General features: G+C 66.3%; 27 protein-coding genes. 15 read left to right on the top strand and 12 right to left on the bottom strand.

Going from position 1 to position 26,904, the window contains the following annotated elements:
• Positions 1-23: 23 nt before the first annotated feature.
• The 11 genes from ACRDNQ_RS01005 to coxB form a co-directional block, all read right to left on the bottom strand.
• Positions 24-860, bottom strand: coding sequence for an MBL fold metallo-hydrolase (locus ACRDNQ_RS01005; protein WP_431826755.1), 837 nt, complete (start codon positions 858-860; stop codon positions 24-26).
• 49 nt (positions 861-909) lie between these two features.
• A complete protein-coding gene (locus tag ACRDNQ_RS01000) occupies positions 910-1,539 on the bottom strand; it encodes an FMN-binding negative transcriptional regulator (protein ID WP_431826754.1) in 630 nt (209 codons plus the stop codon).
• A gap of 78 nt (positions 1,540-1,617) precedes the next feature.
• Complete coding sequence (locus ACRDNQ_RS00995) at positions 1,618-2,202, bottom strand: GNAT family N-acetyltransferase (protein WP_431826753.1); 585 nt, start codon at positions 2,200-2,202, stop codon at positions 1,618-1,620.
• Positions 2,202-3,464 (bottom strand): M16 family metallopeptidase, encoded by a 1,263-nt coding sequence (locus ACRDNQ_RS00990; protein ID WP_431826752.1) that lies wholly within the window; start codon positions 3,462-3,464, stop codon positions 2,202-2,204. The genes ACRDNQ_RS00995 and ACRDNQ_RS00990 overlap by 1 nt, the downstream gene beginning before the upstream one ends.
• Positions 3,461-4,852, bottom strand: a complete 1,392-nt coding sequence (thrC, locus tag ACRDNQ_RS00985; RefSeq protein ID WP_431826751.1) for a threonine synthase — start codon at positions 4,850-4,852, stop codon at positions 3,461-3,463. The genes ACRDNQ_RS00990 and thrC overlap by 4 nt, the downstream gene beginning before the upstream one ends.
• 10 nt (positions 4,853-4,862) lie before the next feature.
• Complete coding sequence (locus ACRDNQ_RS00980; protein WP_431826750.1) at positions 4,863-5,540, bottom strand: SURF1 family protein; 678 nt, start codon at positions 5,538-5,540, stop codon at positions 4,863-4,865.
• Positions 5,541-5,624: 84 nt separating this feature from the next.
• Positions 5,625-6,443, bottom strand: a complete 819-nt coding sequence (locus ACRDNQ_RS00975; RefSeq protein WP_431826749.1) for a cytochrome c oxidase subunit 3 — start codon at positions 6,441-6,443, stop codon at positions 5,625-5,627.
• 28 nt (positions 6,444-6,471) lie between these two features.
• Positions 6,472-7,056 (bottom strand): cytochrome c oxidase assembly protein, encoded by a 585-nt coding sequence (locus ACRDNQ_RS00970; RefSeq protein ID WP_431826748.1) that lies wholly within the window; start codon positions 7,054-7,056, stop codon positions 6,472-6,474.
• A gap of 10 nt (positions 7,057-7,066) precedes the next feature.
• Positions 7,067-7,249, bottom strand: coding sequence for a hypothetical protein (locus ACRDNQ_RS00965; protein WP_431826747.1), 183 nt, complete (start codon positions 7,247-7,249; stop codon positions 7,067-7,069).
• Positions 7,249-8,175 carry a heme o synthase gene (gene cyoE, locus ACRDNQ_RS00960; protein ID WP_431826746.1) on the bottom strand — a complete coding sequence of 309 codons (927 nt, stop codon included), beginning with the start codon at positions 8,173-8,175 and terminating at the stop codon, positions 7,249-7,251. The genes ACRDNQ_RS00965 and cyoE overlap by 1 nt, the downstream gene beginning before the upstream one ends.
• Positions 8,176-8,209: 34 nt before the next feature.
• The gene (gene coxB / locus ACRDNQ_RS00955) at positions 8,210-9,028 is read right to left on the bottom strand and encodes a cytochrome c oxidase subunit II (RefSeq protein WP_431827833.1); all 819 of its coding nucleotides are present in this window, start codon (positions 9,026-9,028) and stop codon (positions 8,210-8,212) included.
• A gap of 266 nt (positions 9,029-9,294) precedes the next feature.
• Here coxB and tldD point away from each other — a divergent pair, with 266 nt between their 5' ends.
• The 6 genes from tldD (at position 9,295) to ACRDNQ_RS00925 (ending at position 16,449) form a co-directional block, all read left to right on the top strand.
• Positions 9,295-10,716 (top strand): metalloprotease TldD, encoded by a 1,422-nt coding sequence (gene tldD, locus ACRDNQ_RS00950; RefSeq protein WP_431826745.1) that lies wholly within the window; start codon positions 9,295-9,297, stop codon positions 10,714-10,716.
• A gap of 73 nt (positions 10,717-10,789) precedes the next feature.
• Positions 10,790-11,983, top strand: coding sequence for a DNA-processing protein DprA (gene dprA / locus ACRDNQ_RS00945; protein WP_431826744.1), 1,194 nt, complete (start codon positions 10,790-10,792; stop codon positions 11,981-11,983).
• 112 nt (positions 11,984-12,095) lie between these two features.
• Complete coding sequence (topA, locus tag ACRDNQ_RS00940) at positions 12,096-14,747, top strand: type I DNA topoisomerase (protein ID WP_431826743.1); 2,652 nt, start codon at positions 12,096-12,098, stop codon at positions 14,745-14,747.
• Between the two features lie 91 nt (positions 14,748-14,838).
• Positions 14,839-15,543: a CoA transferase subunit A gene (locus ACRDNQ_RS00935; protein WP_431826742.1), complete on the top strand. Its 705-nt coding sequence runs from the start codon at positions 14,839-14,841 to the stop codon at positions 15,541-15,543.
• Positions 15,543-16,169, top strand: coding sequence for a 3-oxoacid CoA-transferase subunit B (locus ACRDNQ_RS00930; protein WP_431826741.1), 627 nt, complete (start codon positions 15,543-15,545; stop codon positions 16,167-16,169). Before ACRDNQ_RS00935 ends, ACRDNQ_RS00930 begins: the two co-directional genes overlap by 1 nt.
• The gene (locus ACRDNQ_RS00925) at positions 16,162-16,449 is read left to right on the top strand and encodes a GNAT family N-acetyltransferase (RefSeq protein ID WP_431826740.1); all 288 of its coding nucleotides are present in this window, start codon (positions 16,162-16,164) and stop codon (positions 16,447-16,449) included. Before ACRDNQ_RS00930 ends, ACRDNQ_RS00925 begins: the two co-directional genes overlap by 8 nt.
• Before the next feature lie 213 nt (positions 16,450-16,662).
• Here ACRDNQ_RS00925 and ACRDNQ_RS00920 read toward each other — a convergent pair whose 3' ends face one another.
• Positions 16,663-17,580 carry a lytic transglycosylase domain-containing protein gene (locus ACRDNQ_RS00920; RefSeq protein ID WP_431826739.1) on the bottom strand — a complete coding sequence of 306 codons (918 nt, stop codon included), beginning with the start codon at positions 17,578-17,580 and terminating at the stop codon, positions 16,663-16,665.
• Between the two features lie 345 nt (positions 17,581-17,925).
• On the opposite strand from ACRDNQ_RS00920, the gene ACRDNQ_RS00915 reads away from it, so the two are divergent.
• From ACRDNQ_RS00915 to ACRDNQ_RS00875, 9 genes are all read left to right on the top strand, one after another.
• A complete protein-coding gene (locus tag ACRDNQ_RS00915; protein ID WP_431826738.1) occupies positions 17,926-18,162 on the top strand; it encodes a Flp family type IVb pilin in 237 nt (78 codons plus the stop codon).
• A gap of 197 nt (positions 18,163-18,359) precedes the next feature.
• Positions 18,360-18,584: a Flp family type IVb pilin gene (locus ACRDNQ_RS00910; protein ID WP_431826737.1), complete on the top strand. Its 225-nt coding sequence runs from the start codon at positions 18,360-18,362 to the stop codon at positions 18,582-18,584.
• Positions 18,585-18,819: 235 nt separating this feature from the next.
• Positions 18,820-19,671, top strand: coding sequence for a Flp pilus assembly protein CpaB (gene cpaB / locus ACRDNQ_RS00905; protein ID WP_431826736.1), 852 nt, complete (start codon positions 18,820-18,822; stop codon positions 19,669-19,671).
• Positions 19,672-19,876: 205 nt separating this feature from the next.
• Positions 19,877-21,298, top strand: a complete 1,422-nt coding sequence (locus ACRDNQ_RS00900) for a type II and III secretion system protein family protein (RefSeq protein ID WP_431826735.1) — start codon at positions 19,877-19,879, stop codon at positions 21,296-21,298.
• Positions 21,299-21,303: 5 nt separating this feature from the next.
• A complete protein-coding gene (locus ACRDNQ_RS00895) occupies positions 21,304-21,954 on the top strand; it encodes an OmpA family protein (protein WP_431826734.1) in 651 nt (216 codons plus the stop codon).
• Positions 21,955-22,212: 258 nt separating this feature from the next.
• Positions 22,213-23,463, top strand: a complete 1,251-nt coding sequence (locus tag ACRDNQ_RS00890; RefSeq protein ID WP_431826733.1) for an AAA family ATPase — start codon at positions 22,213-22,215, stop codon at positions 23,461-23,463.
• Between the two features lie 23 nt (positions 23,464-23,486).
• Positions 23,487-24,938 carry a CpaF family protein gene (locus tag ACRDNQ_RS00885; RefSeq protein ID WP_431826732.1) on the top strand — a complete coding sequence of 484 codons (1,452 nt, stop codon included), beginning with the start codon at positions 23,487-23,489 and terminating at the stop codon, positions 24,936-24,938.
• Between the two features lie 5 nt (positions 24,939-24,943).
• On the top strand, positions 24,944-25,912 hold the full coding sequence (locus ACRDNQ_RS00880) for a type II secretion system F family protein (protein WP_431826731.1): 969 nt from the start codon (positions 24,944-24,946) through the stop codon (positions 25,910-25,912).
• A gap of 9 nt (positions 25,913-25,921) precedes the next feature.
• On the top strand, positions 25,922-26,899 hold the full coding sequence (locus tag ACRDNQ_RS00875; protein ID WP_431826730.1) for a type II secretion system F family protein: 978 nt from the start codon (positions 25,922-25,924) through the stop codon (positions 26,897-26,899).
• Positions 26,900-26,904 lie beyond the last annotated feature (5 nt).

Below are 26,904 nucleotides of genomic sequence, written 5' to 3'. Positions count from 1 at the left end.
TGCGCCCGGGTCGCCTGCAAGGCTCAGTCGTCGGCCAGATAGCGCGGCTGGAGCACCATGACCGTGGGCTGCGACGGCAACGTGCGCAGCGACACCTCGATCGAGGTGCCCAGATCGCGCTCGACCACGAAGCCCTCGGCCGCCATCCCGGACAGGAACCGCTCGAGCGAGGATGGTCCGAACCAGTGCATCGGGATCACCACAGACGACCGCAGCCGGTCGAGCACGCGGATCATGGTGGGCAGGTCAAGCGTCAGCCCGCCATCGACCGCCGCCATGACCACGTCGAGGCGTCCAAGGGCGGCGTACTGCGCATCGTCCGGTTCGTGGTGCAAGTGTCCCAGGTGCCCGATGCACAGGCCGGCGACCTCGAACACGAAGATCGAGTTGCCGTTCTCGCGCACGCCGTCGCCGAAGCCCGACCGCACGTCGGTGGGCACGTTGCGAACGTACATTTCGTCAAGATCAAGCGCGTGATCGGCGGCCGCGCCGAAGTCGGCCCAGCCCGGCAGGACATGGGGGATTCGCGGGTCGGGGACGCTGGTCCAGTGGGTCGAGTGGGCGTTGTTCATGGTGACCACGTCGGGCACGAAATCGACAGGTCCGATGAACCCCGAATAATCGGTCACGGCCGACAGCCCGCCCGCGCTCTGGATGAGGAACATCGCGTGGTCGACATAGCTGATCCGCACGGTGAACTCGTCGGCGGGCGGTTCCCGGAAACTGGCCTTGTGCAGATACTCGATCCCCGGCGCTGCATCGGCGATGGCGATGCAGTGGCTCGGGCGGCGGTCCTGCGCGGCGGCGGGAAAGGCCATGACCAGCGCGGCGACCGCGACAAGGGCGCGGAACGGCGTCATGGCAGGGAAGATAGCGCGGATTTGGCGAAGAACAGGGGGACCGTGCCGGTCACTCGGCATCGGGCAATCGCTGCGCCATGCGGCGTGCCATCGTCGCGTGCCCGCTGGCGCGCAGGCCGTCGATTGCGCCGCGATAGTCGCGCTCCTCGCGGTTCTGGCTGAGCTTCGACTTGGCCAGCGTCCGCCTGGGCGCGATGCGGAAGGCGACGATGTTGCCCAGCATCTGGTCCATGTAGTCGGGCGGGGCGTCCGCCATCCTCCAGGCCTGCGCCCCGTTCAGCCGACGCTCGTGCGTGCGGGTCAGAAGGCCGACCGCCGCGCGCTTGGCGTGGGCGTCGTGCTGAAAGGTGATCGCGCCGTGGATGTGAACCACCTGATAGTTCCAGGTGGGCACGTGGCGATGATGCTCGGGCTTGCTGGGGTAGAAGTTCGGCGAAACATAGGCATCCTCGCCGCGGAAGATCGCCAGAACCTCCTCTCCGTCGGGGATCAGCCGGTGCATGTCGTTCGCCAGCGCCACATGGCCGATCAGCGTGCCATCGGGCGCGGCCAGAAGCGGCACATGGTTCGCGACCAGCCCCTCGCCCGTCTGCGCGACGATGCAGGCCAAGGGCGCCGCTTCGATGACCGCGGCGATTTCCTCGGGGCGAACCTCTTCGAAATGGGCGGGCAGATACATTCCTGGGGCTCCCCTGACCGTGGCATGGGCCGAGAGCCTGCCGGAGGAACGTGCGAAAGACAACGGCGCGCGCGTGCCCTACCCCGCCTGCGTCTTGCCGCGCCGGTCGCCGCGCAGGTTCGAATAGAGCACGTGGTTGCGCCAGCGCCCGTTGATCTGAAGATAGCTTTGCGCGACCCCCTCGTACTTGAAGCCGCATTTCTCGAGCACCCCGCGCGAGGCCTTGTTCTCGGGCAGGCAGGCGGCCTGTATTCGCGACAGGTCGAGCGTTTCGAAGGCATGATGCACCAGCGCCGCGATGGCCTCGCGCATGTAGCCCTGCCGCGCGAAGGGCTCGCCGATCCAGTAGCCAAGGGTCGCGTCCTGCGCCGGGCCGCGACGGATGTTGTCCAGCGTGATCGCGCCCAGAAGCGCCTTGTCGGACCTCCGTTCGAGAAACAGCGGCAGCGCGGACCCGGTCGCGATCGACCGGTTCGCCCAGTAGACGCGGTTGGTGAAGGCCTTGCGCGTAAGATGATCGGCCGACCAGGTCGGCTCCCATGGGACAAGGAAGCCCGCGCTTTGTTCGCGCAGGCCCGCCCAGGCACGATAGTCGGCATGAACCGGCGGACGCAGGGTCAGCCGCGCGGTCTCGATCCGGACACGCCGGCGTCGGACAAGCATCAGGCGGCAAGCCTTCCGGTGATCTCCGAAAGGTCGGGCGTGGTTCCGACGGGACCGTAAAGCGCAACCGCCGCGCGGCCCGACCGCACCATGGCGGCGGCGTGGTCGCGCACGCCTGCGGTGGTGACCCCGTCGATCAGCGCGATCGTCTCTTCCAACGGCGGCACACGGTCCCAGATCGCCAGAAGCCGCGCCAGCCGCTCGGCCCGCGACGAGGGGCTTTCCAGCCCCATCAGCAGCCCGGCCTTCATCTGGGCGCGGGCACGGGCGACCTCGGGTTCGGACAGGTCGAGGGCGGCACGCTTGAGTTCGTCTATCGTCAGCTCGACCAGGCCGCGCGCATCCTCGCCGCTGGTGCCGGCATAGATCGTCATCATCCCGGAATCCGAATAGGCCCCGGCCTGCGCGAAGATCGAATAGCACAGCCCCCGACGTTCCCGGGCTTCCTGGAACAGACGCGACGACATGCCCCCGCCCAACGCCGTGGCATAGATCTGTGCCGTATAGATCTCGGGGTCGCGGTAGTCGGGGCTTTCGAAGGCCAGCGTGAAATGCACCTGCTCGAGCGGCTTGTCGCGGCGGATCTCGCCGCCGGCGAAACGCGCGGGCTCGATCAGGCCACCGCCGCGCGGGGCCAGATGGCCGAAGATGCCTTCGGCCTGCCGCACGATGGCGTCATGGTCGACGGCGCCCGCGGCCGCCAGGATCATCTGGCCTGGCGCATAGCGTTCGGCCACGAAAGCGGCAAGGTCGTCGCGGGTGAACCGACTTACGCAATCCTCGGGACCCAGGATCGACCGCCCCATGGGCTGGCCGGGATAGGCGGCCTCCTGCAGCCAGTCGAAGACGATATCGTCTGGCGTATCGAGCGCCTGGCCGATCTCCTGCAGGATCACGTGGCGCTCGACCTCGATCTCGTGCGGATCGAAGACCGGGTTGAGGACGATGTCGGACACCACGTCAAGCGCAAGCGGCACGTCCGCTTCCAGAACACGGGCGTAATAGGCCGTCGTCTCACGGCTGGTGTAGGCGTTGATGTGCCCGCCGACATCCTCGATGGCTTCCGCGATCTCAAGCGCGTTGCGCCGCGCGGTGCCCTTGAAGGCCATGTGTTCAAGGAAATGGGCGATGCCGTTCTGCTCGACCCGTTCGTGGCGGCCGCCGACGTTGACCCAAAGCCCGATCGCGGCGGATTGAAGCCCCTCCATCCGCTCGGTGACGACACGGACGCCATTGGGCAGGCTGTCTATCTGAACGCTCACGCTGCGCGACGCTCCCTTATCACGCCCTCGATCGCGGCCAGATCGTCCGCGACACGGGTGACCCTCTCGGGCCGGTCATACAGGTCCGCCATCCGGGATGGAAGGGCGGGCCGCAGCCCGATGGCGGCTTCGACGGCGTCGGGGAACTTCGCGGGGTGCGCGGTGGCCAGCGTGACCATCGGAATCTCGTCCACGGCAGCCGCGCGCGCGACCTTGACGCCGACGGCGGTATGCGGGCAAAGCACCTCGCCCGTGGTATGGAACGCCTCGGCGATCGTGGCCTTCGTCTCGGCCTCCGAGGCGCGCCCGGACGAAAACACCTCGCGCAGGGCCTCGAGCGCGCCCTGGCTAATCGTGAAGCCCCGGTTGGTCTTCAGTTCGTCCATCAGTTGCGTCACGGCGTTCGCATCGCGCCCGTAGGCGTCATAGAGCGCGCGTTCGAAGTTCGAGGCGACCTGAATGTCCATCGAGGGGCTGATCGAGGGCGCGACCCCGGCCTGCCGATACTCGCCCGTCGACAACGCACGGTGCAGGATGTCGTTCTGGTTCGTCGCGATCACCAGCCGGTCGATCGGCAGGCCCATCCGCCGGGCGATGTAGCCTGCGAAGACGTCGCCGAAGTTGCCGGTCGGCACGGTGAAGCTGACTGCGCGGTGGGGCGCGCCCAGCGTCACGGCGGCCGTGAAGTAATAGACGACCTGGGCAAGGATGCGCGCCCAGTTGATCGAGTTGACGCCGGCAAGCCGCACGCCGTCACGGAAGTCGAAGTCGTTGAACATGTCCTTCAGCCGGCCCTGGCAGGCGTCGAAGTCACCGTCGACCGCCAGCGCGTGGACATTGGGTTCGGACGGCGTCGTCATCTGGCGGCGCTGCACCTCGCTCACACGGCCATGCGGGAACAGGATGAAGACGTCGACGGCCGCCAGCCCCCGGAACGCTTCGATCGCGGCCGATCCGGTGTCTCCGCTGGTCGCGCCGACGATCGTCACCCGCTCGCCCCGCCGGCTCAGCGCCGCTTGGAAAAGCTGCCCGATGAGCTGCATCGCGAAGTCCTTGAAGGCCAGCGTGGGCCCGTGGAACAGCTCGAGCAGGAACTGGTTCGGCCCGGTCTGCACCAGCGGCGCGCGGGCCGCGTGGCCGAAGGGGGCATAGGCCTTGGCGATGATCTCGTTCAGCTGGCCATCGGTGAAGCTGTCGCCGATGAAGGGTCGCATGACGCGGAAGGCCGCATCCTCGTAGCCAAGGCCTGCCAGCGCGGCGATATCGGCCGCGGACATCGTCGGAATCGTCTCGGGGACGTAGAGGCCGCCGTCGCGGGCAAGGCCCGTCAGCATGGCTTCCTCGAAACTCAGCGCCGGCGCCTTGCCCCGGGTCGACACGTACCGCATCACGTTTCCTTCAGTTCGTTCGCCGCCTGATACGCCAGAGCAGAAAGACTGTCATCCCCGCCCAGACAAGCGCCATGCCAAACCACTGGACGGCGTAGCCGAGGTGGTTGTTGGGGATATCGCGCGTGTCGACCGGAAGGGGCTGCGCCGCAAGATCGGGGCCGTCGATCGTCCGCGCGATGACCAGGACGGGTTCGGTGCCCAGCGCCTCGGCCATTGCCGGCACGTCCCGCGCGAACCACAGATTCGCGGAAAGGTCGGGCGGTGGGGTGTAGCTGTCGATCTCGTCGGGCCAGTGAAGATTGCCCACGACCGTCGCCGCCTGCCCCGCGATCGGCACGGGCGGCGTCTCGACCGGCAGAAGTCCCCGGTCGATCAGGACGCGCCGTCCGTCGTCGGTGTCGAAGGCCGCGATCATGCGGTAGGCCGCCCCGGTGTCACGGCTCGAGGCCAGCACCCGAAGTTCGGTCCCGTCGAAGACGCCGCGCACCACGACCGGCAGATAGCGGTCGGCGGCCGCGTCCGGCGCCGCCGGCAGGGCGACGGGGGCGCTGCCGATGCGGGCGTCGATCTCGGCCAGTACGCCCTCTTTCCAGGCGAGGCGCTGAAGCTGCCACAGGCCAAGCCCCATCAGCACGGCGAAACCGCCGATCCCGAAGATCAGTGGAAGGATCACGCGCCGCAGCATCGCAGGCCTTTCAAGCAAAGCGGGTGCGGGCTTTCGCGCCGCACCCGCCGGGTCAGTGAACCGCGCGCCCGAGGGCGCCGGCGCTCAGTGGCCGGGAAGCCCGATGCCCCAGAGGTAGATCGCGAAGAAAAGGAACAGCCAGACCACGTCGACGAAGTGCCAGTACCAGGCAGCGGCTTCGAAGCCGATGTGCTTTTCGGCGGTGAAGTGGCCGGCGCGCACGCGCAGCCAGCAGACGAACAGGAAGATCGTCCCGATGATCACGTGCATCCCGTGAAACCCCGTGGCCATGAAGAAGTTCGAGAAGAACTTGTCACCTCCGAAGGTCCAGTCCTGCGTGACCAGCAGATAGCGGTATTCGTAGGCCTGGAAGGCGGTGAAGAGCACGCCCAGCAGGACCGCGATGATCAGGCCATTCGCCACGTTCTTGCGGCTTCCGCCATGCACCAGTTCGTGGTGCGCCCAGGTCACCGCGCAGCCCGACAGAAGCAGGATGAGCGTGTTGATGAGCGGCAGGTGCAGCGGGTCGAGGTGATAGAAGTCGGGCGGCACGTAGGTCGAGCCGACGTATTCGTTCATCGGGTAGAGCGCGTGCTTGAAGAACGACCAGAACCACGCCGCGAAGAACATGACTTCCGACATGATGAACATGATGAAGCCATAGCGCAGGCCGATCCTCACCACCGGGGTGTGATCGCCCGCGTTCGATTCGCGGATCACGTCCGACCACCAGCCGAACATGCAGTACAGCACGCCCACGAAGCCGATCCAGAACAGCCACGGCACGCCGTTGGCCATCCACAGCACGGCCCCGAAAAGCATGATGAAGGCCGAAACCGCCGACAGGAAGGGCCAGATCGACGGTGGCAGGATGTGGTAGTCGTGGTTCTTTGCGTGCGCCATGTCTGGAGGCTCCCGGTGTCCCGTTTTCTTAGTTGTAGCCATCGCCCGCGGCGACCGGCAAGGCGGCATAGTCGTCCGGCAAGGCCGTTTCGTGGAAGGTGTAGCTGAGCGTGATGGTTTTCACGAACTTGGCGTCGCGGTCCTCGACCATCTTGGGATCGACGAAGAAGGTCACGGGCATCAGCACCCGCTCCCCCGGGCCAAGCACCTGCATCTCGAAGCAGAAGCAGTCGATCTTGGTGAAGAAGCCGCCCGCCTCGAAGGGGGCGACGTTGTAGCTGGCGGTTCCCGCCACCGCTTGGTCGGTCGGGTTGTAGGCCTCGTAGAAGGCCAGCCCGGTCTCGCCGATGCGCAGGTCCATTTCGATCTGCACCGGGCGGAACTCCCACGGCATGCCGCGCTCGAGCGAAGCGTCGAACCGGACCTTGATGGTCTGGTCGAGGATGGTCTCGGACCCGGCTTCGGCCACGCCGGTCTCGCCGCCGAAGCCCGTGACACGGCAGAACCAGTCGTAAAGCGGCACCGAGGCAAAGCCGAGCGAGCCCATGAACAGGACCACCGCCACCAGCTGCACCAAGGTGCGCGATTTGTCCGAGAGGCGCCGCATCTTCATCCGCCCGCCCTCATTCGCTGACCGTGATCGAGGGGCGCACGACATGGTCGAAGGCCTCCATGCTGGCGCCGCTGCGGATCTTGACCACCGTGAGGCCGAACATCACCGCAATGAAGGCGACAAGCACGAGGCCCACGCCGATGTTGCGCGAGGCGCGCCGCTGGTGAAGTTCGTGCGTGGCCCGGATCGCCATCAGATCACCCCAAATCCGCGAAGCGCCGCGTCGGCGACCAGCGCCCCGAAGTGCAGGAAGAGATAGGACAGCGAAAAACGGAAGAACCGCTTTTCGACGGCATAGGCATCGGCCTCGGCGGTGGCTTCGTCGCGACGCCAGATCGCGATCGCGCCCTTGAGGAACCAGGCGTTGAGCGCCAGCGCGGCGACCAGCGTCACCGGTCCGCCCACGCCGCTCAGGCCAAGGCCCACGGCGACCGGAACCAGAAGGACGGTATAGGCCAGGATGTGAGTCCGCGTGACGCGGCGGCCGTGCGTGACGGTCAGCATCGGAACGCCGGCGTCGTCGTAGTCCGAACGCATGAAAAGCGCGAGCGCCCAGAAGTGCGGCGGCGTCCACATGAAGATCAGCGCGAACATCAGCGCCGCCTCGACCGAGATCGACCCGGTCGCGGCCACCCACCCGATCATCGGCGGGAACGCCCCGGCCGCGCCGCCGATCACGATGTTCTGCGGCGTCCAGCGCTTCAGCCACATCGTGTAGATCACGGCGTAGAAGAAGATGGTGAAGGCCAGAAGCGCCGCCGCCATCAGGTTGGTGGCAAGCGCCAGCATCACGACCGACAGGCCCGACAACGCCACGCCGATCGCCAGCGCCTCGTCTGGGGTCACCTTGCCCGACGGCACAGGGCGCTTCGCGGTCCGACGCATCACCGCATCGATATCGGCGTCCCACCACATGTTGAGCGCGCCGGACGCACCGGCGCCGACCGCGATGAAGAGGATCGCGCAGAACCCCACGAAGGGATGCACCGGAACCGGCGCGACAATCAGGCCGACGAGCGCGGTGAAGACCACAAGCGACATGACACGCGGCTTCAGCAGCGCGAAGTAATCTCCGAACTGGGCCTCTTGCTCGCGGATCGTGACGGTTGCGTCTGTCATCGGGACTGCCTGCGTCTGTCAGGGTGCATCGGCCTCAGTCGGCCGACGCAACATCCAGCATGCGCGGCTTGCCCGCGTATTCCTCGGCCGCGCGGGACAGCCAGTCCTCGTATTCGGCCTCGGTCACGGCCTTCACGGTGATCGGCATGAAGGCATGGTCCTTGCCGCACAGTTCCGAGCACTGGCCGAAATAGATCCCTTCCTTGCCCGGCTCGACCTCGAACCAGAGGGCGGCGAGGCGGCCGGGAACGCCGTCCTGCTTCACGCCGAAGGCCGGGATCGTCCAGCTGTGGATCACGTCGGCGGCCGTCACCAGCACCACGACGCGCTTGCCGGTGGGCACCACCATCGCCGTGTCGGTCGCAAGGCGGTACTCATCCTGGGTGTAGCCATTCGCCTCAAGCTCTTCGCGCGGCAGCATGAAGCTGTCGAACGCGAACCCCTCGTCAGGGTACTCGTAGCCCCAGAACCACTGATACCCGGTCGCCTTGATCGTCACTTCGGCTTCCGGAATCACCTGCTCCTTGAACAGGACCGGCAACGAGAAGGCCCCGATGAAGACAAGGATCACGATCGGCACGACGGTCCAGGTCACCTCGATCGGGGTGTTGTGGGTAAACGTCGCGGGCGTGGGGTTGGCGCGGCGATTGTAGCGGACCACCACGACCACCAGAAGCGCCGTCACGAACAGGACGATGGCCGTGATGATGACCAGGATGAAGCCGTCAAGCCACTGCAGGTCCTCGGCGATCGAGGTCGCCGCGGGCTGGAAGCCGATGGCCCGGTCGACCGGCGCGCCGATGATATCGAGCCCCTCGACAGTGGCCTGGGCCTGCGCCGAAGCGGCGGCCATAAGGGTCGACGCGGCGGTGACATATGCCATCAGACGGGAGTTCAGACGCATTTCTCTCAATCCTGTTCGCCAGTGATCTTCTTCAGTCGTTTTCTTCGATGGTCCCGCCTAGCCGCGGGAGAGCCGGGGCTTGCCGCCCGGTCCGTTGTTTTCGCGCCTTCAAACATCATATATGTCCCGGCGGTGCAAGCCCTGCGGTTTGCGTCAAACGGACGCTTCTGCCGGCTTCGGCAACCGCCGGCCCGCACCGCGCCGAAAGGACACCGATGACCGATTCCACCTTGTTCCGCCCCTTCGAGACGCATCTTGGCGCCGACGACGCGCGTGCGCTTGTCCGCCGGGCGGTGGCCGGAGGCGACGACGGCGAGCTTTTCCTTGAACGCCGCCGGTCCGAAGCGCTGGTCTTCGACGACGGCCGGCTGAAGACGGCAAGCTACGACGCCGCCGAAGGCTTCGGCCTGCGCGCCGTCCGGGACGAGACCACGGGCTATGCCCATTCGACCGAGATCTCGGACCGCGCCATCGCCCGAGCGGTCGACACCGTGCGCCTTGCCATCGGCGATGGCGGCGGTGCGCTGGCCCCCGCGCCCGCCGCGACCAACCGCCGTCTCTACACCGACCGCGACCCGATCGCGGACGCCGCCTTCGCAGCCAAGGTCGACACCCTGCGCGAGATCGACGCCTTCGCGCGCGCGCTCGATCCCCGCGTGGTGCAGGTTTCAGCCACGGTCGCGGCCTCGATCCAGGAGGTGGTGATCCTGCGCGCCGACGGCGTGCCCGTGACCGACCAGCGCCCGATGGCGCGGCTGAACGTCAGCGTCATCGTCGAACGGGCCGGACGCCGCGAAAGCGGCTCGTCGGGCGGTGGCGGCCGGGCCGGGCTTGCCATGCTGCTGGAGCCGCATCACTGGCAGGGGGTGGCGCGCGAGGCGCTGCGGATCGCACTTGTGAACCTCGAGGCGGTCCCGGCGCCGGCGGGGATGATGGACGTGGCGCTTGGTCCGGGCTGGCCGGGCATCCTTCTGCACGAGGCTGTGGGACACGGCCTTGAGGGCGACTTCAATCGCAAGGGCACCTCGGCCTTCGCCGGCCTCATGGGCCAGCAGGTCGCCGCGAAGGGCGTGACGGTCCTTGACGACGGAACGATTCCCGACCGCCGCGGGTCGATCACGGTGGATGACGAGGGCACGCCGTCGAACCGGACGGTGCTGATCGAGGACGGCATCCTTGTCGGCTTCATGCAGGACCGGCAGAACGCCCGTCTGATGGGGGTGGCCCCCACCGGCAACGGCCGGCGTGAAAGCCACGCGCACGCGCCGATGCCGCGGATGACGAACACCTACATGCTGTCAGGCGATGCCGCCCCCGACGACATCGTCGCCGAGTTGAAAGACGGCATCTACGCTGTGGGCTTCGGCGGCGGTCAGGTCGACATCACCAGCGGCAAGTTCGTCTTTTCCTGCACCGAGGCCTATCGTGTGCAGAACGGCAAGGTCGGCGCGCCGGTGAAGGGCGCCACGCTGATCGGCGACGGTCCGACCTCGCTGCGCCAGATCCGCGCGATCGGAAACGACATGGCGCTCGATCCCGGGATCGGCAACTGCGGCAAGGCCGGGCAATGGGTGCCGGTGGGCGTGGGCCAGCCGACGCTGCTAATCGGCGGGCTGACGGTGGGCGGCTCGGCCTGACAGCGGACGCCGGAGCAGGGAAATCTTCTCATCTGTTCGGGGCTTAACGGCCCATTAACTGATTCGCGTCCAAATGGCCCTGCAAGCAGGCGGAGACAGGACGGTGAAGGATCTTTCCACTTCTTCCACCCCCTCACTCACCCCACCCCTCACCGAGGAAGAATTGCCGGACTGGCTTCGCCTCTTGCGCTCGCGCCGGGTCGGCGTGACGACCTTCTACAGATTGCTCACGGAACACGGGTCGGCCCGGGCGGCGCTTGCCGCGCTGCCCGAGGTCGCGCGTGCCGCCGGCGTCGACGACTATGCCCCCTGCCCGCCCGAGGTCGCCCTGGCCGAAATCGAAGGCGGCCGGCGCGCGGGCGCGCGCCTGGTCGCGATCGGCACGCCCGGGTATCCCACCCTGCTGGCCGAGACCCCCGAAGCGCCGCCGCTTCTGTGGGTGATGGGCGACACCGCGCTTCTCGCGCGCCCCACGGTGGCCCTTGTGGGCGCGCGGAACGCGTCGTCGCTTGGGCTGCGCATGGCGCGCAAGCTGGCCGCGGACCTGTCCGAGGCCGGGGTCGTGGTCGTCTCGGGCCTGGCGCGTGGCATCGACACCGAGGCGCATCGCGCGTCGCTTGCCCGCGGCACCGTCGCGGTCATGGCCGGCGGGGTCGATGCAATCTATCCGCCCGAGAACGCCGTGCTGGCGCAGGAGATCGCCGAGAAGGGGCTTCGGCTTTCCGAAGAGCCGATGCACCTGACCCCGCAGGCGCGCCATTTCCCCCGCCGGAACCGTATCATCGCGGGCCTCGTCCAGGCCCTCGTCGTGGTCGAGGCGGCAACGAAATCGGGCAGCCTGATCACCGCGCGCGCCGCGCTCGACCTCGGGCGGGATGTGCTGGCGGTGCCGGGTCATCCGTTCGACGCGCGCGCGGCGGGCTGCAACATGCTGATCCGAGACGGCGCCGCGCTTGTGCGCGGATCGCGCGACGTGTTCGAAGCGCTCGCGTTGCCGGCGCGTCCCGTCGCGGACGCCGAACGCGACGCGGCCGCCGCGCCGGAAACGCCGATCCCCGCGGCAGCGGCCGAACGGCGCACGCTGAAGGAGACCGCCGCGCTTCACGGCGAGATCCTGTCGCGCCTCGGCCCAAGCCCGCTGGCCGAGGACCAGTTGATTCGCGACCTCGGGCGACCGGCCTCGGCGGTGACGCCCGAGCTTGTCACGCTCGAGCTTGAGGGACGCATCGAACGGCAGCCGGGCGGCCTTCTGACGCGCGCCTCCTGACCGCGGCCCTTAAGGGCCGGGCGAATTGCCCGCCCCGGACGCCCCGCAAGCGGCGTTGACAAAGACCGTCCCGGTCCCACATGAAGCGCCGTCATTCGCCAAAGGGACCTTCATGCCAGTCGTCGTCGTCGAATCCCCCGCCAAGGCCAAGACGATCAACAAGTACCTCGGTCCCGACTACACTGTCCTCGCCTCGTACGGACATGTCCGCGACCTTCCCGCCAAGGACGGATCGGTCGACACCAACCACGCCTTCGAGATGTCCTGGGAAGTCGCTGCCGACAGCCGCAAGCACCTCAAGGCGATCGCCGACGCCCTGAAGACGGACAACGCGCTCATCCTCGCCACCGACCCCGACCGCGAGGGCGAGGCGATCAGCTGGCACCTCGAAGAGGCGCTGCGCGACCGCAAGGCGCTGAAAAAGGACACCCCGGTCAGCCGTGTCGTCTTCAACGCGATCACCGAACGCGCGGTAACCGAGGCGATGAAGGCGCCCCGCGGCATCGACATGGAGCTTGTGCACGCCTACCTGGCGCGCCGCGCACTCGACTATCTGGTGGGCTTCAACCTGTCGCCGGTGCTCTGGCGCAAGTTGCCCGGCGCGAAGTCGGCAGGACGCGTGCAGTCGGTCTGCCTGCGCCTCATCGTCGAGCGCGAGATGGAGATCGAGGCCTTCCGCGCCCAGGAGTACTGGACGGTCAAGGCCCGTCTGGCCACGCCGCGCGGGCAGGAATTCGAGGCCCGGCTGACGGTTCTTGGCGGACGGAAGCTCGACAAGTTCGACATCGCGACCGAAACCGCGGCCGAGCTGGCCGTGCAGGCGGTGCGATCGCGCGATCTGTTCGTCACGTCGGTCGAGGCCAAGCCCGCCAACCGCAACCCGTCCGCGCCCTTCATGACCTCGACCCTTCAGCAGGAGGCCAGCCGCAAGTTCGGCTTCGGCGCGCGCCAGACCATGCAGGCGGCCCAGCGCCTCTATGAGGCGGGTCTGATCACCTACATGCGGACCGACGGCATCGACATGGCCCCCGAGGCGGTGATGGCCGCCCGCGACGCGATCCGCGACCGCTTCGGGGCCGACTACCTTCCCGACAGCCCGCGGATGTACAAGAACAAGGCCAAGAACGCGCAGGAAGCGCATGAATGCATCCGCCCCACCGACATGCGCCGCGACGCCGGCCAGCTGAAGCTGACCGATGCCGACCAGCGCAAGTTGTACGACCTGATCTGGAAGCGGACGCTGGCCAGCCAGATGGCGGCGGCGCGGCTTGAACGCACCACGGTCGACATCGCCTCGCGCGATGGGCAGGTCGCTCTGCGGGCAACCGGCCAGGTGGTGCTTTTCGACGGCTTCATCAAGGTCTATCAGGAAGGCCGCGACGACGCCCCTCTCGACGGCGACAGGGGCGCCGAGGACGGCGACGACGCCCGCCTGCCCCAGATCATGCAGGGCGAGACGGCCGAAAAGCGCGACATCACGCCCGAGCAGCACTTCACCCAGCCCCCCCCGCGATACACCGAGGCGACACTGGTGAAACGCATGGAAGAGCTTGGGATCGGCCGGCCGTCGACCTATGCCTCGATCGTGACCACGATCCAGGACCGTGGCTATGTCAGCAAGGACAAGGGCCGCCTGATCCCCGAGGACAAGGGCCGGCTGGTGACGGCCTTCCTGGTGAACTATTTCCGCAAGTACGTGGGCTACGAATTCACCGCCGAGCTTGAAGAAGAGCTCGACGACATCACCAACGGCACCCGCGACTGGCAGGAGGTTCTGGGCAGGTTCTGGCGCGACTTCGCCGCCGCCCTGGCCGAGACGACCGAGCTGCGGATCACCGAGGTGCTCGAAAAGATCAACGAGGTGCTCGAGCCCCACCTCTTCCCTCCGACCGAGGACGGGTCCGACCCCCGCGCCTGCCCGGTCTGCGGCGAGGGCCGGCTGTCGATGCGCACGGCGCGCTCGGGCGGGGCGTTCATCGGCTGCTCGAACTACCCCGAATGCCGCTATACTCGCCCCTTCGGCCCCCCGGGCATGGATGAGGGCGACGCGATCGGGCCGGACGGCAAGCTTCTGGGCGTGGACGCGGACGACGAGATTCGGCTCTTCAACGGCCGCTTCGGGCCCTATGTCCAGCGCGGCCATGCGACCGAGGACGCCCCCAAGCCGCCGCGCGCCAGCCTGCCCAAGGGCTGGGCACCCGACGACATCGACCTGGCCAAGGCGGTGACCCTTCTCAGCCTGCCGCGCGAGATCGGCCCCCACCCCGAGGACGGCGAACTGGTCGAGGCCGGGATCGGCCGCTATGGGCCCTACGTCAAGCACGGCAAGCTTTACGCGAACCTGCCCGAGGTCGACGAGGTCTTCACCATCGGCATGAACCGCGCGGTCGAGGTTCTGGCCCAGAAAGCCGCCGGGCGCGGCGGGCGCGGGCGTGCGGCACCGGCGGCCGCGCTGAAGGACTTCGGCCCCCACCCCGAAAAGGGCGGCGCGATCCAGGTGCTTGATGGCCGTTACGGGCCTTACGTGAAGTGGGAAAAGGTCAACGCCACCCTGCCCAAGGGGACCGACCCCGCGTCCGTGACGCTTGAGATGGCGCTTGACCTCATCGCGGCCAAGGCCGGCAAGAAGGGGAGCGCCAAGGCCGGTTCGAAGGCCGGTTCCAAGGCCGGTTCCAAGGCCCGCGCGAAGACCAGTCCGAAGGCAGGGGCGAAGCCGGCGGCGAAGCGGGCGGCGAAACCGTCCGCCGGGAAGAAGACGGCCTGATCGCCCTTTCTGCGCTGCGGCGTCTCGATTGACAGAGGGGGGCGCGCGCGTCACAACGGCGGCGGCTTCACGCTCAGGCAGGGAGAGACGCATGAAGAAGGTCTATGGCTCGGCGGCCGAGGCGCTGGACGGTCTGTTGAAGGACGGGATGGTCATTGCCTCGGGCGGCTTCGGCCTGTGTGGCATTCCCGAACTTCTTCTCGAGGCGATCCGCGCCTCAGGGGTGAAGGACCTTACCTTCGCCTCGAACAACGCGGGCGTCGACGATTTCGGGATCGGCATCCTTCTTCAGACGCGCCAAGTGCGCAAGATGATCTCGTCCTACGTGGGCGAGAACGCCGAATTCATGCGCCAGTACCTGTCGGGCGAGCTTGAGCTTGAATTCACGCCGCAGGGCACGCTGGCCGAACGCATGCGCGCGGGCGGGGCCGGCATTCCCGGCTTCTACACCCGCACCGGCGTCGGCACCGTGATCGCCGAGGGCAAGGAGCACAAGGACTTCGGCGGCGAGACCTACATCCTCGAGCGCGGGATCTTCGCCGATCTCGCCATCGTCAAGGCCTGGAAGGCCGACGAAAGCGGCAACGCGATCTTCCGCAAGACGGCACGCAACTTCAATCCGCCGGCGGCGATGTGCGGCCGGGTCTGCGTGATGGAAGTGGAAGAGATCGTGCCGGTGGGCAGCCTTGACCCCGATCACGTCCACCTGCCCGGCATCTACGTGCACCGCCTGATCCAGGGCCAGCACGAGAAACGGATCGAGCAGCGCACCGTGCGCAAGCGGGAGGAAGCCTGATGCCCTGGGACCGCAACCAGATGGCGGCGCGCGCCGCGCGAGAGCTCGAAGACGGCACATACGTGAACCTCGGGATCGGAATCCCGACCCTGGTGCCGAACTACATCCCCAAAGGCGTGAGCGTGACGCTTCAGTCCGAGAACGGGATGCTGGGCATGGGGCCCTTCCCGCTTGAGGGCGACGAGGATCCCGATCTCATCAATGCGGGAAAGCAGACCATCACGGAACTGCCCAACACCGCCTATTTCGACAGCGCGACGTCCTTCGGGATGATCCGGGGCGGCAAGATCGCGATGGCGATCCTTGGCGCGATGGAAGTGTCCGAGAAGGGCGACCTGGCGAACTGGATGATCCCGGGCAAGCTGGTGAAGGGCATGGGCGGCGCGATGGATCTTGTCGCCGGCGTGGGGCGGGTCGTCGTGGTGATGGACCACACGAACAAGGCCGGCGAATCGAAGGTGCTGCGCGAGTGCACGCTGCCGCTGACCGGCAAGGGCGTCGTCGACCGCATCATCACGAACCTTGGCGTGCTCGATGTCACCCACAAGGGCCTGCACGTTGTCGAACTCGCCCCCGGCGTGACGCGGGACGCGATGATCGCCGCGACGGAAGCCACCATTGTCTGACGAGATCCTGCGCGAGGTCGAGGGCAGCCGCGGCCGGTATGTGCGGCGCAAGGACGGGCATGAGGCCGAACTGACCTATTCGATCGCCTCGCCCGCCCTCATCATCGCCGACCATACCGGCGTGCCGGACGTCTGGCGCGGTCAGGGCGTGGCCGACGCGCTTGTCCGCCGTCTGGTGGCCGATGCCCGGGCGGAACACGTGCGCATCGTTCCGCTTTGCCCATTCGTCAACGGCTGGAGGGCCCGTCACCCGGAATGGGCCGACGTCTTTTCCGTCTGATCGTGCGCCTGTCCTCCGCCGCGCAGGCAGGGCCGCGCGGGAAACAGAACACAATTTCGACGCATTCCGGCGCTATACCCGAACCAATGGCGAGAGCAGTGTAATTGCACCTCAGTCCCTCCTGCCGCCGGTGCGTTGCCCCTGATCTGACGCCCGGCGGCATTTTCCTTTCCGGGCCACCCGTTCGTTGAAGCGCCGACTGGCCAAGCCCCCTCAGTTCGAGCGGACAGCCTGGCGCCCGACGAAGACGCAGGGATCGCTGAGAAGCTCGGGCGGGGTCAGGCACAGCCCGCGCGCCACCGTCCACGCGGCAAGCACCTTGGGCACGTAGGCGCGGGTTTCGGCGTAGGGCGGCACGCCTTCGTGTTTCTTCACCGCGTTCTCGCCGGCGTTGTAGCCGGCCAGCGCCATCACGGCGTCGCCCCGGAATTCGTTCAGAAGCCAATCCATGTAGGCCACGCCCCCGCGGATGTTCTCGTGCGGCTTGGTGCGGTCGGCGACGCCGAAGCGCTCGGCCGTCGCAGGCATGAGTTGCATCAGCCCCACCGCCCCCGCGCTGCTCACCGCCTCGGTCCGACCGGCGCTTTCCACCGAGATCATGGCAAGCACAAGCGCGGGCGACACCCGCGTTCCGATCGTGGCCTTGAGGATGTCGACGCCGTGGCGGTCGGCGATCTGCTGAAGCGACTGAAGCCGCGGGGCGGCGGACGGCTGGCCATCGGGACCCTGCGCGATCATCTCGATCGCGCGGGTCACGCGGGCCGGACCGCTTTCGGCCAGCGAGGGCGAAACCGACGCCCAGTACCAGTCGAAGGCGCCCGGCATCTGCGGGCCCTCGTCCTGGCGCCAGGGACCGCCCGGTCCGGGCGGAATCGTCATCGGGCCGGGGGTCTGGCGGAAATCGGGAAGCTCGGTCAGCTGCACGGTGATGCGCTTCGTCGTTCCAGGCGCGGGGGGTTTCAGCCGTTTCGACTGAACCTCCGGGAAGGGCGCGGGCGCGGAGGGCGCGGGCACGGAGGGTGCGCCCTCCTCGGGCGCGGCCGGGGCGGTCTGGGCCGCCGCCATCGCCCCCGCCATCAAGACGAAGGCACAAAGCGCAACCGTCGCAGGGATGCGAGCTGCCGGGTTCATGCTGGTCTGCCTCGGGTCGTTTTTCGACAACGTGCCCAAGAAGTCGTGGAAAAACCATCCGTTGCGCGGCGATTGTTGCCCAACTGAGACCAAAAAGCCCCGGCTTTGGCCGAGTTGCCCGCTTGCGAAAAGTTCGAAAAAGAATTTTCTTGTTTACTTTCCGTGGGATGAGCGGATTCCAGCAGATTTCTTGGGGTTCTGCAAAAAGGTACGATCCAAGCCAAACTCTTGCCCCAATCAAGGGTCTTTATGAGCCCATGCCAACGCGGCGACCGGTTCAAAGGACACTCCGGAATGACCCGCTGAGGTGAGTGCAACAGAGCTTACGTATGAACGGAGGGAATGATGGAACTGTTCAAGCTTGTGAAGACCTTCAAGAACGACGAATCCGGCGCCGTGACGGTTGACTGGGTCGTGCTGACCGCCGCGATCGTCGGCCTCGGCATCGCCGTGCTGACCGCTGTCGCCGGCTCGATCGGCAACGTGACCGACGCGATCGACAGCGACCTCGCCGGTGCGTCGACCTTCTCGGACACCGCGACGAACGCGCTGAACGCTGGTTCGGGCGGCGGGACCGACTAATCCTCGGTCGCTGCAAGCCAGACGGCTTGCGCCGAAACAAGACCGCGCTCCCTTGGGGGCGCGGTTTTTGCTTGAACGGACTGTTTCCAGGGCAGCCACCGATGTCGTGGTCCCACCCCTGGTCCTCCAAACAAGCGCCACATTCTCGGTGTCAAACGAAGGCAATGATCTACGCCAATCGCAGGAAGGGCCGCGCAATGGTGAAAGAGTTCGTCTCACGGTTCTCGCAGGATGAGGACGGCGCCGTGACCGTCGACTGGGTCGTGCTGACGGCCGCCATCGTCGGGATAGGGCTTGCCGTCATCACGGTCGTCGCCGGCGGCGTTGGCAACGTCACTGCCGCCATCGATGCCGACATCAACCAGGCGGGCGGCTACGATGAGACCGTCGTGAACGCGTTCAACGGCACCGGCACCGACTGATCCTGCGACGACCGCCCTCGGGCGTGGCAACACGCCTGGTGGTCGTCGGGTCAGCGTCGGCCGTGACATGCAGGACACTGTGCGCGATACCCGTCAACGCCAGCGACATTTCATGCCGAATCCGCCTTCTGTCCATTCTGTCGCCACAATTACCCGTCAGGGTCCGCACATGGCGTTGGGGTGGGACAAGTCTGAACGGTCCTTGTGAACGCGCGACGTAGGAAGGAAATGTAACATGCGTATGATTTTCGGATTGGTCCTTCTGGTTGGACTCGGCCTTGCCGGCTTCGCGGTCTACATGGCCCAAGGGTATATCAACACCTATCAGGAACAGCTCGAACGCGAACGCGCGGCCCGTGCCGCCATCGTGCCGACAATCGATGTCTTCGTGGTCAATCGCGCCGTGCGCTATGGCGACAAGCTGACAAAGGAAGACGTCCGGTCGGTGAAGTGGCCCCAGGACGCGGTGCCCGAGGGTGCGTTCCAGACGATCGAGGCCATTTTCCCCAAGGGCGACGAGGAACTGCGCACAGTGCTGCGTGCGATGGAAAAGGACGAGGCCGTCCTCGAAGTGAAGGTGACCGAGCCCGGCGAGGATGCCGGCGTGTCGTCGCGTCTTGCCAAGGGGATGCGCGCCTTCGCGATCCGGGTCGACGTCGCCTCGGGCGTGTCAGGCTTCCTGACGCCCGGCGACCGGGTCGACGTCTACTGGTCGGGCCGCGCCGAGATGGCGGACGGCGAAGCCCAGGAAGTGACGCAGCTGATCCAGCCGGGCATCCGAATCCTGGCCATCGACCAGTCGGCTGATTCCGAGCGCGACAGCCCGACCGTGGCGCGTACCGTGACGGTCGAAGCCACGCCGCAGCAGGTTGCCTCGCTTGCGCAGGCGCAATCGACCGGCAGCCTGTCGCTTGCCCTTGTGGGCACCTTCGACGACGAAACCTCGGAAGGCGTTGCGATGAACCAGTCCGACCTTCTGGGCATCGAGCGCACCCAGGTCGTTCAGCGCGAACGCGAGCGGGTCTGCACCGTGCGCACCCGCCGTGGCGCCGAAGTCGTGGAAATCCCGATCCCCTGCACGAACTGATCCGACGTGGCGCGCGCTCGCGCACACTTCATATAGAGTCGCACCGTGTCCGACCCGCAACAGCTTCCAGACTGTTGCGGGTTTTCCACATAAAGTGACCCCGCCAAACGCTTGATTCTTGAAATAAATGCCAAACTGCCTCATCGTCCGGGGCAATGCGGGCATAAGACCCGTCCCTTGAGGCGTGATCGGAGAGGCAGGTCACATGAAAATCGACATATTCCTTAAGGCGGCCCTACTCGGGCTTGCCGTAACGATGACTGGCGTATCAACCGCTTCCGCCCAGACGATTCAGGTGATGACGGGCGAGGCATCGAGCAGTCTGAACGTTCCGATGAACCGCGCGGTTGTGGTGGAATCGGACATTCCCTTCGCAGAAATCTCGATCGCGAACGCCGCGATCGCCGACATCTCGACCCTGTCCGACCGCACGATCTACGTGCTTGGAAAGGCCCCCGGGCGCACCACGCTGACGCTTCTGGGTCCCGACGGGCGGCTTATCACCAACGTCGAGGTGCAGGTCGCCCCCGACGTCGCCGAATTCAAGGAGCGTCTGCAGCAGATCCTTCCGGGCGAGGCGATCGAGGTTCGCACCGCCAACGACGGCATCGTGCTGTCGGGAACGGTCTCGTCCATCCAGGCTCTGGATCGGGCCATCGACCTTGCCAACCGCTATGCCCCCGAACGGGTGTCGAACCTGATGGTCGTGGGCGGCACGCAGCAGGTCATGCTGAAGGTGCGCTTCGCCGAAATGGCGCGGTCGGTGCGCAAGCAGTTGTCGTCGGGTCTGACGCTGACCAGCCTGGGGACCGACGGTGGCATCTCGATCGGCACCGGCTCGGGGTCGCTTGTCCCGCTGACCCCGATCGGCGCGCCGAACTCGGCCGCGTTGCGACCGAACGCCGAGGCGACCGGCCAGATGGCCTTTACCCTTCCCATCGGCGACCTCCAGCTGAGTGTCCTGCTGGAAGCGCTTGAATCGAAGGGGATGTCGCGCACCCTGGCAGAGCCGAACCTGACGGCGCTGTCCGGTCAGCAGGCCTCGTTCCTTGCGGGCGGCGAGTACCCCATTCCCGTCGTCGACGGCGACAACGGGATCGGCATCGAATATAAGCCCTTCGGCGTCCAGCTGACCTTCACGCCGCGGGTGCTGAACGACGACACGATCAACCTTCAACTCGACGCGGCCGTGTCGGGCATCGACACGACCGTGACCGTCCAGAACGAAGGCTTCAGCGTGAACGCCTTCCGCGTGCGGCAGACCCAGACCACGGTCGAGATGCGCGACGGCGAAAGCTTCGCAATCGCGGGGCTGTTGCAGGACGACTTCCTCGATCTTGCCGGTCAGGTGCCTTGGCTTGGGGACATCCCGGTTCTTGGCGCGCTGTTCCGTTCGGCCGAATATGAACGCCAGCAGTCCGAACTCGTGATCATCGTGACCGCGCACCTGGTGTCCCCGACCCGGGGCGAGGCGCTGGCACTGCCGACGGACCGCGTGCGTCCGCCGACAGAGTCCGAGCTGTTCCTGAACGGCCGCATCGCCGCTTCCGGATCGTCCCTCTCGGGCGGGGCCGGCGAAGTCGCCCGGCAGGACTTCTCGGGGTCCTTCGGCTACGTAATGGAGTGAGAGCCATGAAGACCAATCTAAAGATCGTCTTCGCGACCGTTTCGGCCCTCTCCCTTGCCGCCTGCGGCGAGGAATGGGGAACCGAGGCCGGGTCCTGGGTGGACGAAGGTGGCTTCGGCAACCCGACCATGAACAACACCATGGTGCAGACCGGGCAGATGGTCATCGACCTGAACGCGCGCTTCGCCGAACAGGTGCCGACGATGGTGAACTTCGCCTTCGACAGCGCCGTGCTCGACGATGAGGCCCGGGCGGTCCTTCGCCGCCAGGCGGACTGGATCAAGCAGTTCCCCGAGGTCCGCTTCCGCGTCTATGGCCACACCGACCTGGTCGGCTCGGCCGCCTACAACGAAGCGCTCGGCCGGCGCCGCGCCGAGGCAGTGGTCAGCTACCTGGTCAGCCAGGGCATCAGCCGGTCGCGGCTCGAGGCGCTGGTGTCGAAAGGTCTGACCCAACCGCTGATCGTCACGCCCGAGCCCGAGCGGCGCAACCGCCGGACCGTGACCGAGGTCAGCGGCTTCGTCCAGCGCCATCCAACGGTGATGGACGGGAAGTACGCGCGGATCATCTACCGCGAATACGTCGCCAGCGCGACCGAGGCGCCGCCGAGCAACGAGACCACCATCTCCCAGATCTCGGACGCAGGCGGCGGCTGATCCCCCCGCCGGGTTCTCCTCGGGGCGGAAACGGAGCAAGAATACAATGGGCGGCCGTCGGATCGACGGCCGCCCAAATCGTTCGGAAATTCCGAATAATTACGTTTTTTTAGCCTCAATGTCGCCACCATTCCCCACGACCTTCATCGGGTGGGAGTGGTGTGCGCGAATCTCCGCGCGCGAATTTTGACTCCCCCTGGTGAGGAGGCGGCCGCAGAACGCGCCGCCGCAGGCACCCGCGGAAGGACGAGAGGTATTATGACGAGGACAGCGGCACTTCAGCCAGAACCGGCACCGATCGTGGCCTGCACGATCAGCCGGGATGTTCAGAATTTCGACCTCCTGATCGAGGACATGGAAACCGAATGCGGCGAAAGCTGGGGGGACCTGACCTTCCAGGATGCGAACGTCTTTCTCCGCCAGGCCGAGGCCGACACGCTCGAATTCGTCGCGGTGGCGATGGACTCTGAAGACGAGGACAAGATCGAGACGATCGCCGAGATCATCAAGACCGCCTCGCAGCGCGGGATCAAGGTGCTCCTGATCGCCGAGGACGTCAGCCCGATCGCCCTGCACCAGCTTCTCAAGCTCGGGGCAGAGGAATTCGTGCCCTACCCGCTTCCCGATGGCGCGCTTCACGACGCGATCGAGCGGATGCGCGAGGCCGCCAAGCGCCCGCCGGAAAGCGACATTCCCGACCAGATGCGCAACAAGCTGAAGGCCACTGGCGACAAGGACGGCGTCGTCCTGCCCGTGCACGGCCTTGCCGGCGGCGTGGGCGCCACGACCTTCGCGGTGAACCTCGCCTGGGAACTGGCCAACATCGACAAGGACAACCCGCCGCGCGTCTGCCTTCTGGACCTTGACCTGCAGTTCGGATCGGCCTCGACCTATCTTGACCTGCCGCGCCGGGACGCGGTGCTCGAACTGCTGCAGGACACGTCCTCGATGGACAGCGAGTCCTTCATGCAGGCGCTGCTGACCTATAACGAGAAGCTGCATGTCCTGACCGCCCCGAACGAGCTTCTGCCACTTGACTTCATCTCGCAGGAAGACGTGCAACGGCTGATCGCGACGGCGGCATCGAACTTCGACTACGTAGTGATCGACATGCCGAGCACCGTGGTGATGTGGACCGAGACGGTGCTGCATTCCGCCCACGTCTATTTCGCCATGCTCGAGCTTGACCTGCGCTCGGCGCAGAACACGCTGCGGATGATCCGCGCGCTGAAGGGTGACGAACTGCCCTATCAAAAGCTGCGCTATGTCCTGAATCGGGCGCCGAAATTCACCGACCTCAGCGGCAAGAGCCGCGTCAAGCGGCTTGCCGAAAGCCTCGACATCCAGGTCGAGGTGCAGATGCCCGACGGCGGCCGCCAGGTCGTGCAGGCCAACGACCACGGTCTTCCACTGGCCGAGATGGCCGCGAAAAATCCGCTTCGCAAGGAAATCCACAAACTCGCCACCTCCGTTCACGAACTCAACCAGTCCGTGGCCGCGGGCGGCTGAATCAGTCCCAAGGGGTCAAAGCCGTGTTCTCGAAATATCGCAAGTCAGGTGACGGCAAACCGCAGGCACCCGAACTCAAGACCATCCAGGGCGGCGGCGGGGCCGCGCCGGGCGCGTCGTCCGCATCGCGGTCGACCGCAGTGCAGCGCAAGCCCGCCCCCGTGGCGGCGCAGGCCGCCCCGGTCGACAAGGAGAAGAAGCGCAAGGAACGGCTGTCCGAGATCAAGGTCGAGCTTCACAAGTCCCTTCTCGACAACCTCAACCTGTCGGCACTGGAAACGGCGAGCGAGCAGGAACTGCGCGCCGAGATCATCGCGATCTCGGGCGAGCGCCTTGAAGAGATGGGCGTCGTTCTCAACCGCGACGAACGCGCGGCCCTGAACCAGGAGCTGTTCGACGAAGTGACGGGCCTTGGCCCGCTCGAGCCGTTGCTGAAGGACGACACAGTCAACGATATCCTCGTCAACGGGCCGCGCCAGATCTTCGTCGAACGCGCGGGCAAGCTGCAGCTGACCGACATCACCTTCAAGGACGAGCGTCACCTGCTGCGCATCATCGACAAGATCGTGTCCGCCGTCGGCCGGCGGGTCGACGAATCGAACCCCTATGTCGACGCCCGTCTGGCCGACGGGTCGCGCTTCAACGCCATGGTGCCGCCGATCGCGGTGGACGGAAGCCTTGTCTCGATCCGGAAATTCAAGAAGGAGAAGCTCGCCGTCGACGACCTGGTGAGCTTCGGCGCCTTCACCGAAGAGATGGCCGCCTATCTTCAGGCCGCGGTCGCCACCCGGCTCAACATCATCGTCTCCGGCGGTACGGGTTCGGGCAAGACGACCACGCTGAACGCGCTGTCGTCCTTCATCGACGATGCCGAACGCATCCTGACGATCGAGGATACGGCGGAACTTCAGCTGCAACAGACCCATGTGGGCCGGATGGAAAGCCGACCCCCGAACGTCGAGGGCAAGGGCGCCGTCACCCAGCGTGACTGTCTGCGCAACGCGCTGCGGATGCGCCCGGACCGCATCATCGTCGGCGAAACCCGGGGCGAAGAAGTCATCGACATGCTTCAGGCCATGAACACGGGCCACGACGGATCGATGACCACGATCCACGCGAACTCGGCCCGCGACGGCGTCAGCCGCCTTGAAAACATGATCGCCATGGCCGGCATCGAGATGCCGATCAAGGCCGTGCGCAGCCAGATCGCCAGCGCCGTCAACCTGATCGTCCAGGCCAGCCGCCTTCAGGACGGCTCGCGCCGGATGGTCTCGATCACCGAGATCACCGGGATGGAAGGCGAAGTCATCTCGATGCAGGAGATCTTCCGCTACCAGCGCGTCGGCCTGACGCCCGACAACAAGATCATCGGGCATTTCACCGCCACCGGGGTGCGCAGCCACTTCTCGGAACGTTTCCGCATGTGGGGCTACGACCTTCCCGCAAGCATCTTCGAACCCTTCGCAGCGGAGTAGGCCCCATGGTCATCAGCATCGAACCGATCATCTACGGCCTGATCTTCGTCGGGGTCCTGGCGCTTGTGCAGGGCATCTACCTGACGGTCTTCGGCAAGTCGATCAGCCTCAACAGCCGGGTGAACCGCCGCCTCGAGATGCTCGAGAAGGGCGCGGGCCGCGAACAGGTGCTCGAACAGCTCCGCAAGGAGATGAGCCAGCACATGAAATCGCGGTCGATCCCGCTTTACGCGATGCTGGCGGACAAGGCGCAGAAGGCCAACATCGCCTTCACGCCGACACAGCTTGTGCTGATGATGGTGCTCTTGTCGGTGGTGGCCTTCATCGGCCTGACCTTCGGCACCGGCGCGGGCGTGATCGTGCGCATCATCGTCGCCGTGGCGATGGGCGTGGGCGCGGTCTTCATCTGGGTCAGCAACACCGCGAAAAAGCGCCTTGGAATGATCGAGGAGCAACTGCCGGACGCGGTGGAACTGATGGTGCGCAGCCTGCGCGTGGGCCATCCGTTCTCGTCGGCTTTGGGAATCGTGGCCAAGGAAATCCCCGACCCGCTGGCGACCGAAATGGGCGTCATCTCGGACGAGGCCGCCTATGGCCGCGACGTCGGCGACGCGCTGAAGTCGATGGCCGAGCGGCTTGACATGCAGGATCTGCGCTTCCTCGCGGTCGCCGTCACGATCCAGCAGACATCGGGCGGCAACCTCGCCGAAATCCTCGACGGTCTGGCCAAGGTGATCCGATCACGCTTCAAGCTGTTCCGCCGCGTCAAGGCGATCACCGCCGAAGCGAAGTGGTCAGGCATGTTCCTGTCGATCTTCCCGATCGTCGCCCTGGTCGGGATCAACGTGATCCAGCCCAACTATTACGACGACGTCAAGGAGACTGCCCTGTTCATCCCGGCCTGCCTCGTCGTCGCCGCCTTCCTCGTCGCCAACGTCTTCGTGATGCGGCATCTCGTGAACATCAAGGTTTGAGGAACGGTCATGCCCGAAAACATCAACGCGTTTCTCACCGGCAGCCTTGGCCCCTTCGGCCCGCTGATCGCGGTGGGCATCCTTGGGGTCCTGCTGATCCTCTTGACCCTGCCGGCCCTGTTGCGCCGGCAGAAGGACCCCCTCGACAAGCTGCGCGAGACCGCCAAGGGCGGGAACGCGCGCCAAGACGGCAAGGCCGCGCTGCGGACCAACGCCAAGAACGCCAAGCTCGACAAGTACTCGACCTTCCTCGAGCCGCAGGACGAAAAGGAATACTCGGCCGTCCGGCTGAAGCTGCTTCAGGCCGGCTACCGCTCGAAGGACGCGGTGCGGACCTACCATTTCCTCCAGTTCGCGCTTGGCATCGGCCTGATGATCTTCGGTCTTGCCCTTGTCGTGCTGAAAAGCGCGACCGGCGATCCGTCGACCAGTTCGCTGATCATGACCGCGCTGCTGCCCGGGGTGATCGGCTACATGGCGCCGAAGTACTGGGTGACGCGCCGTCAGGCCGAACGTCAGCAAGCCATCACCAACGGCTTTCCCGACGCGCTTGACATGATGCTGGTCTGCGTCGAGGCCGGGCAGTCGATGGACCAGGCGATCATCCGCGTCTCGAAGGAGATCCGCCCAGGCTTCCCCGCACTTGCCGACGAGTTCGAGATCGTCAGCCAGGAAATGAAGGCCGGCAAGGACAAGACGCAAGTGCTTCGCGACATGGCCGAACGCGCCGGCGTCACCGACGTGTCGAGCTTCGTGACCGTGATGATCCAGTCGGCCGCCTTCGGCACCTCGATCGCCGAGGCGCTGCGCGTCTATGCGTCGGAAATGCGGGACAAGCGGGTGATGCGGGCCGAAGAGAAGGCAAACACCTTGCCGACGAAGATGACCCTTGCCACAATGATGCTGACGGTGCCGCCACTTCTGATCATCCTGATCGGCCCGTCGGTGTACGAGATTGTCCAGACGCTGAAGGCAGCGAACTTCTAGGGGCA

The organism is Saliniferula longa (assembly GCF_050789285.1).
In the GTDB taxonomy this organism is placed as follows: Bacteria; Pseudomonadota; Alphaproteobacteria; order Rhodobacterales; family Rhodobacteraceae; genus CAVPWP01.
This window is presented reverse-complemented; position numbering and strand designations above follow the sequence as displayed.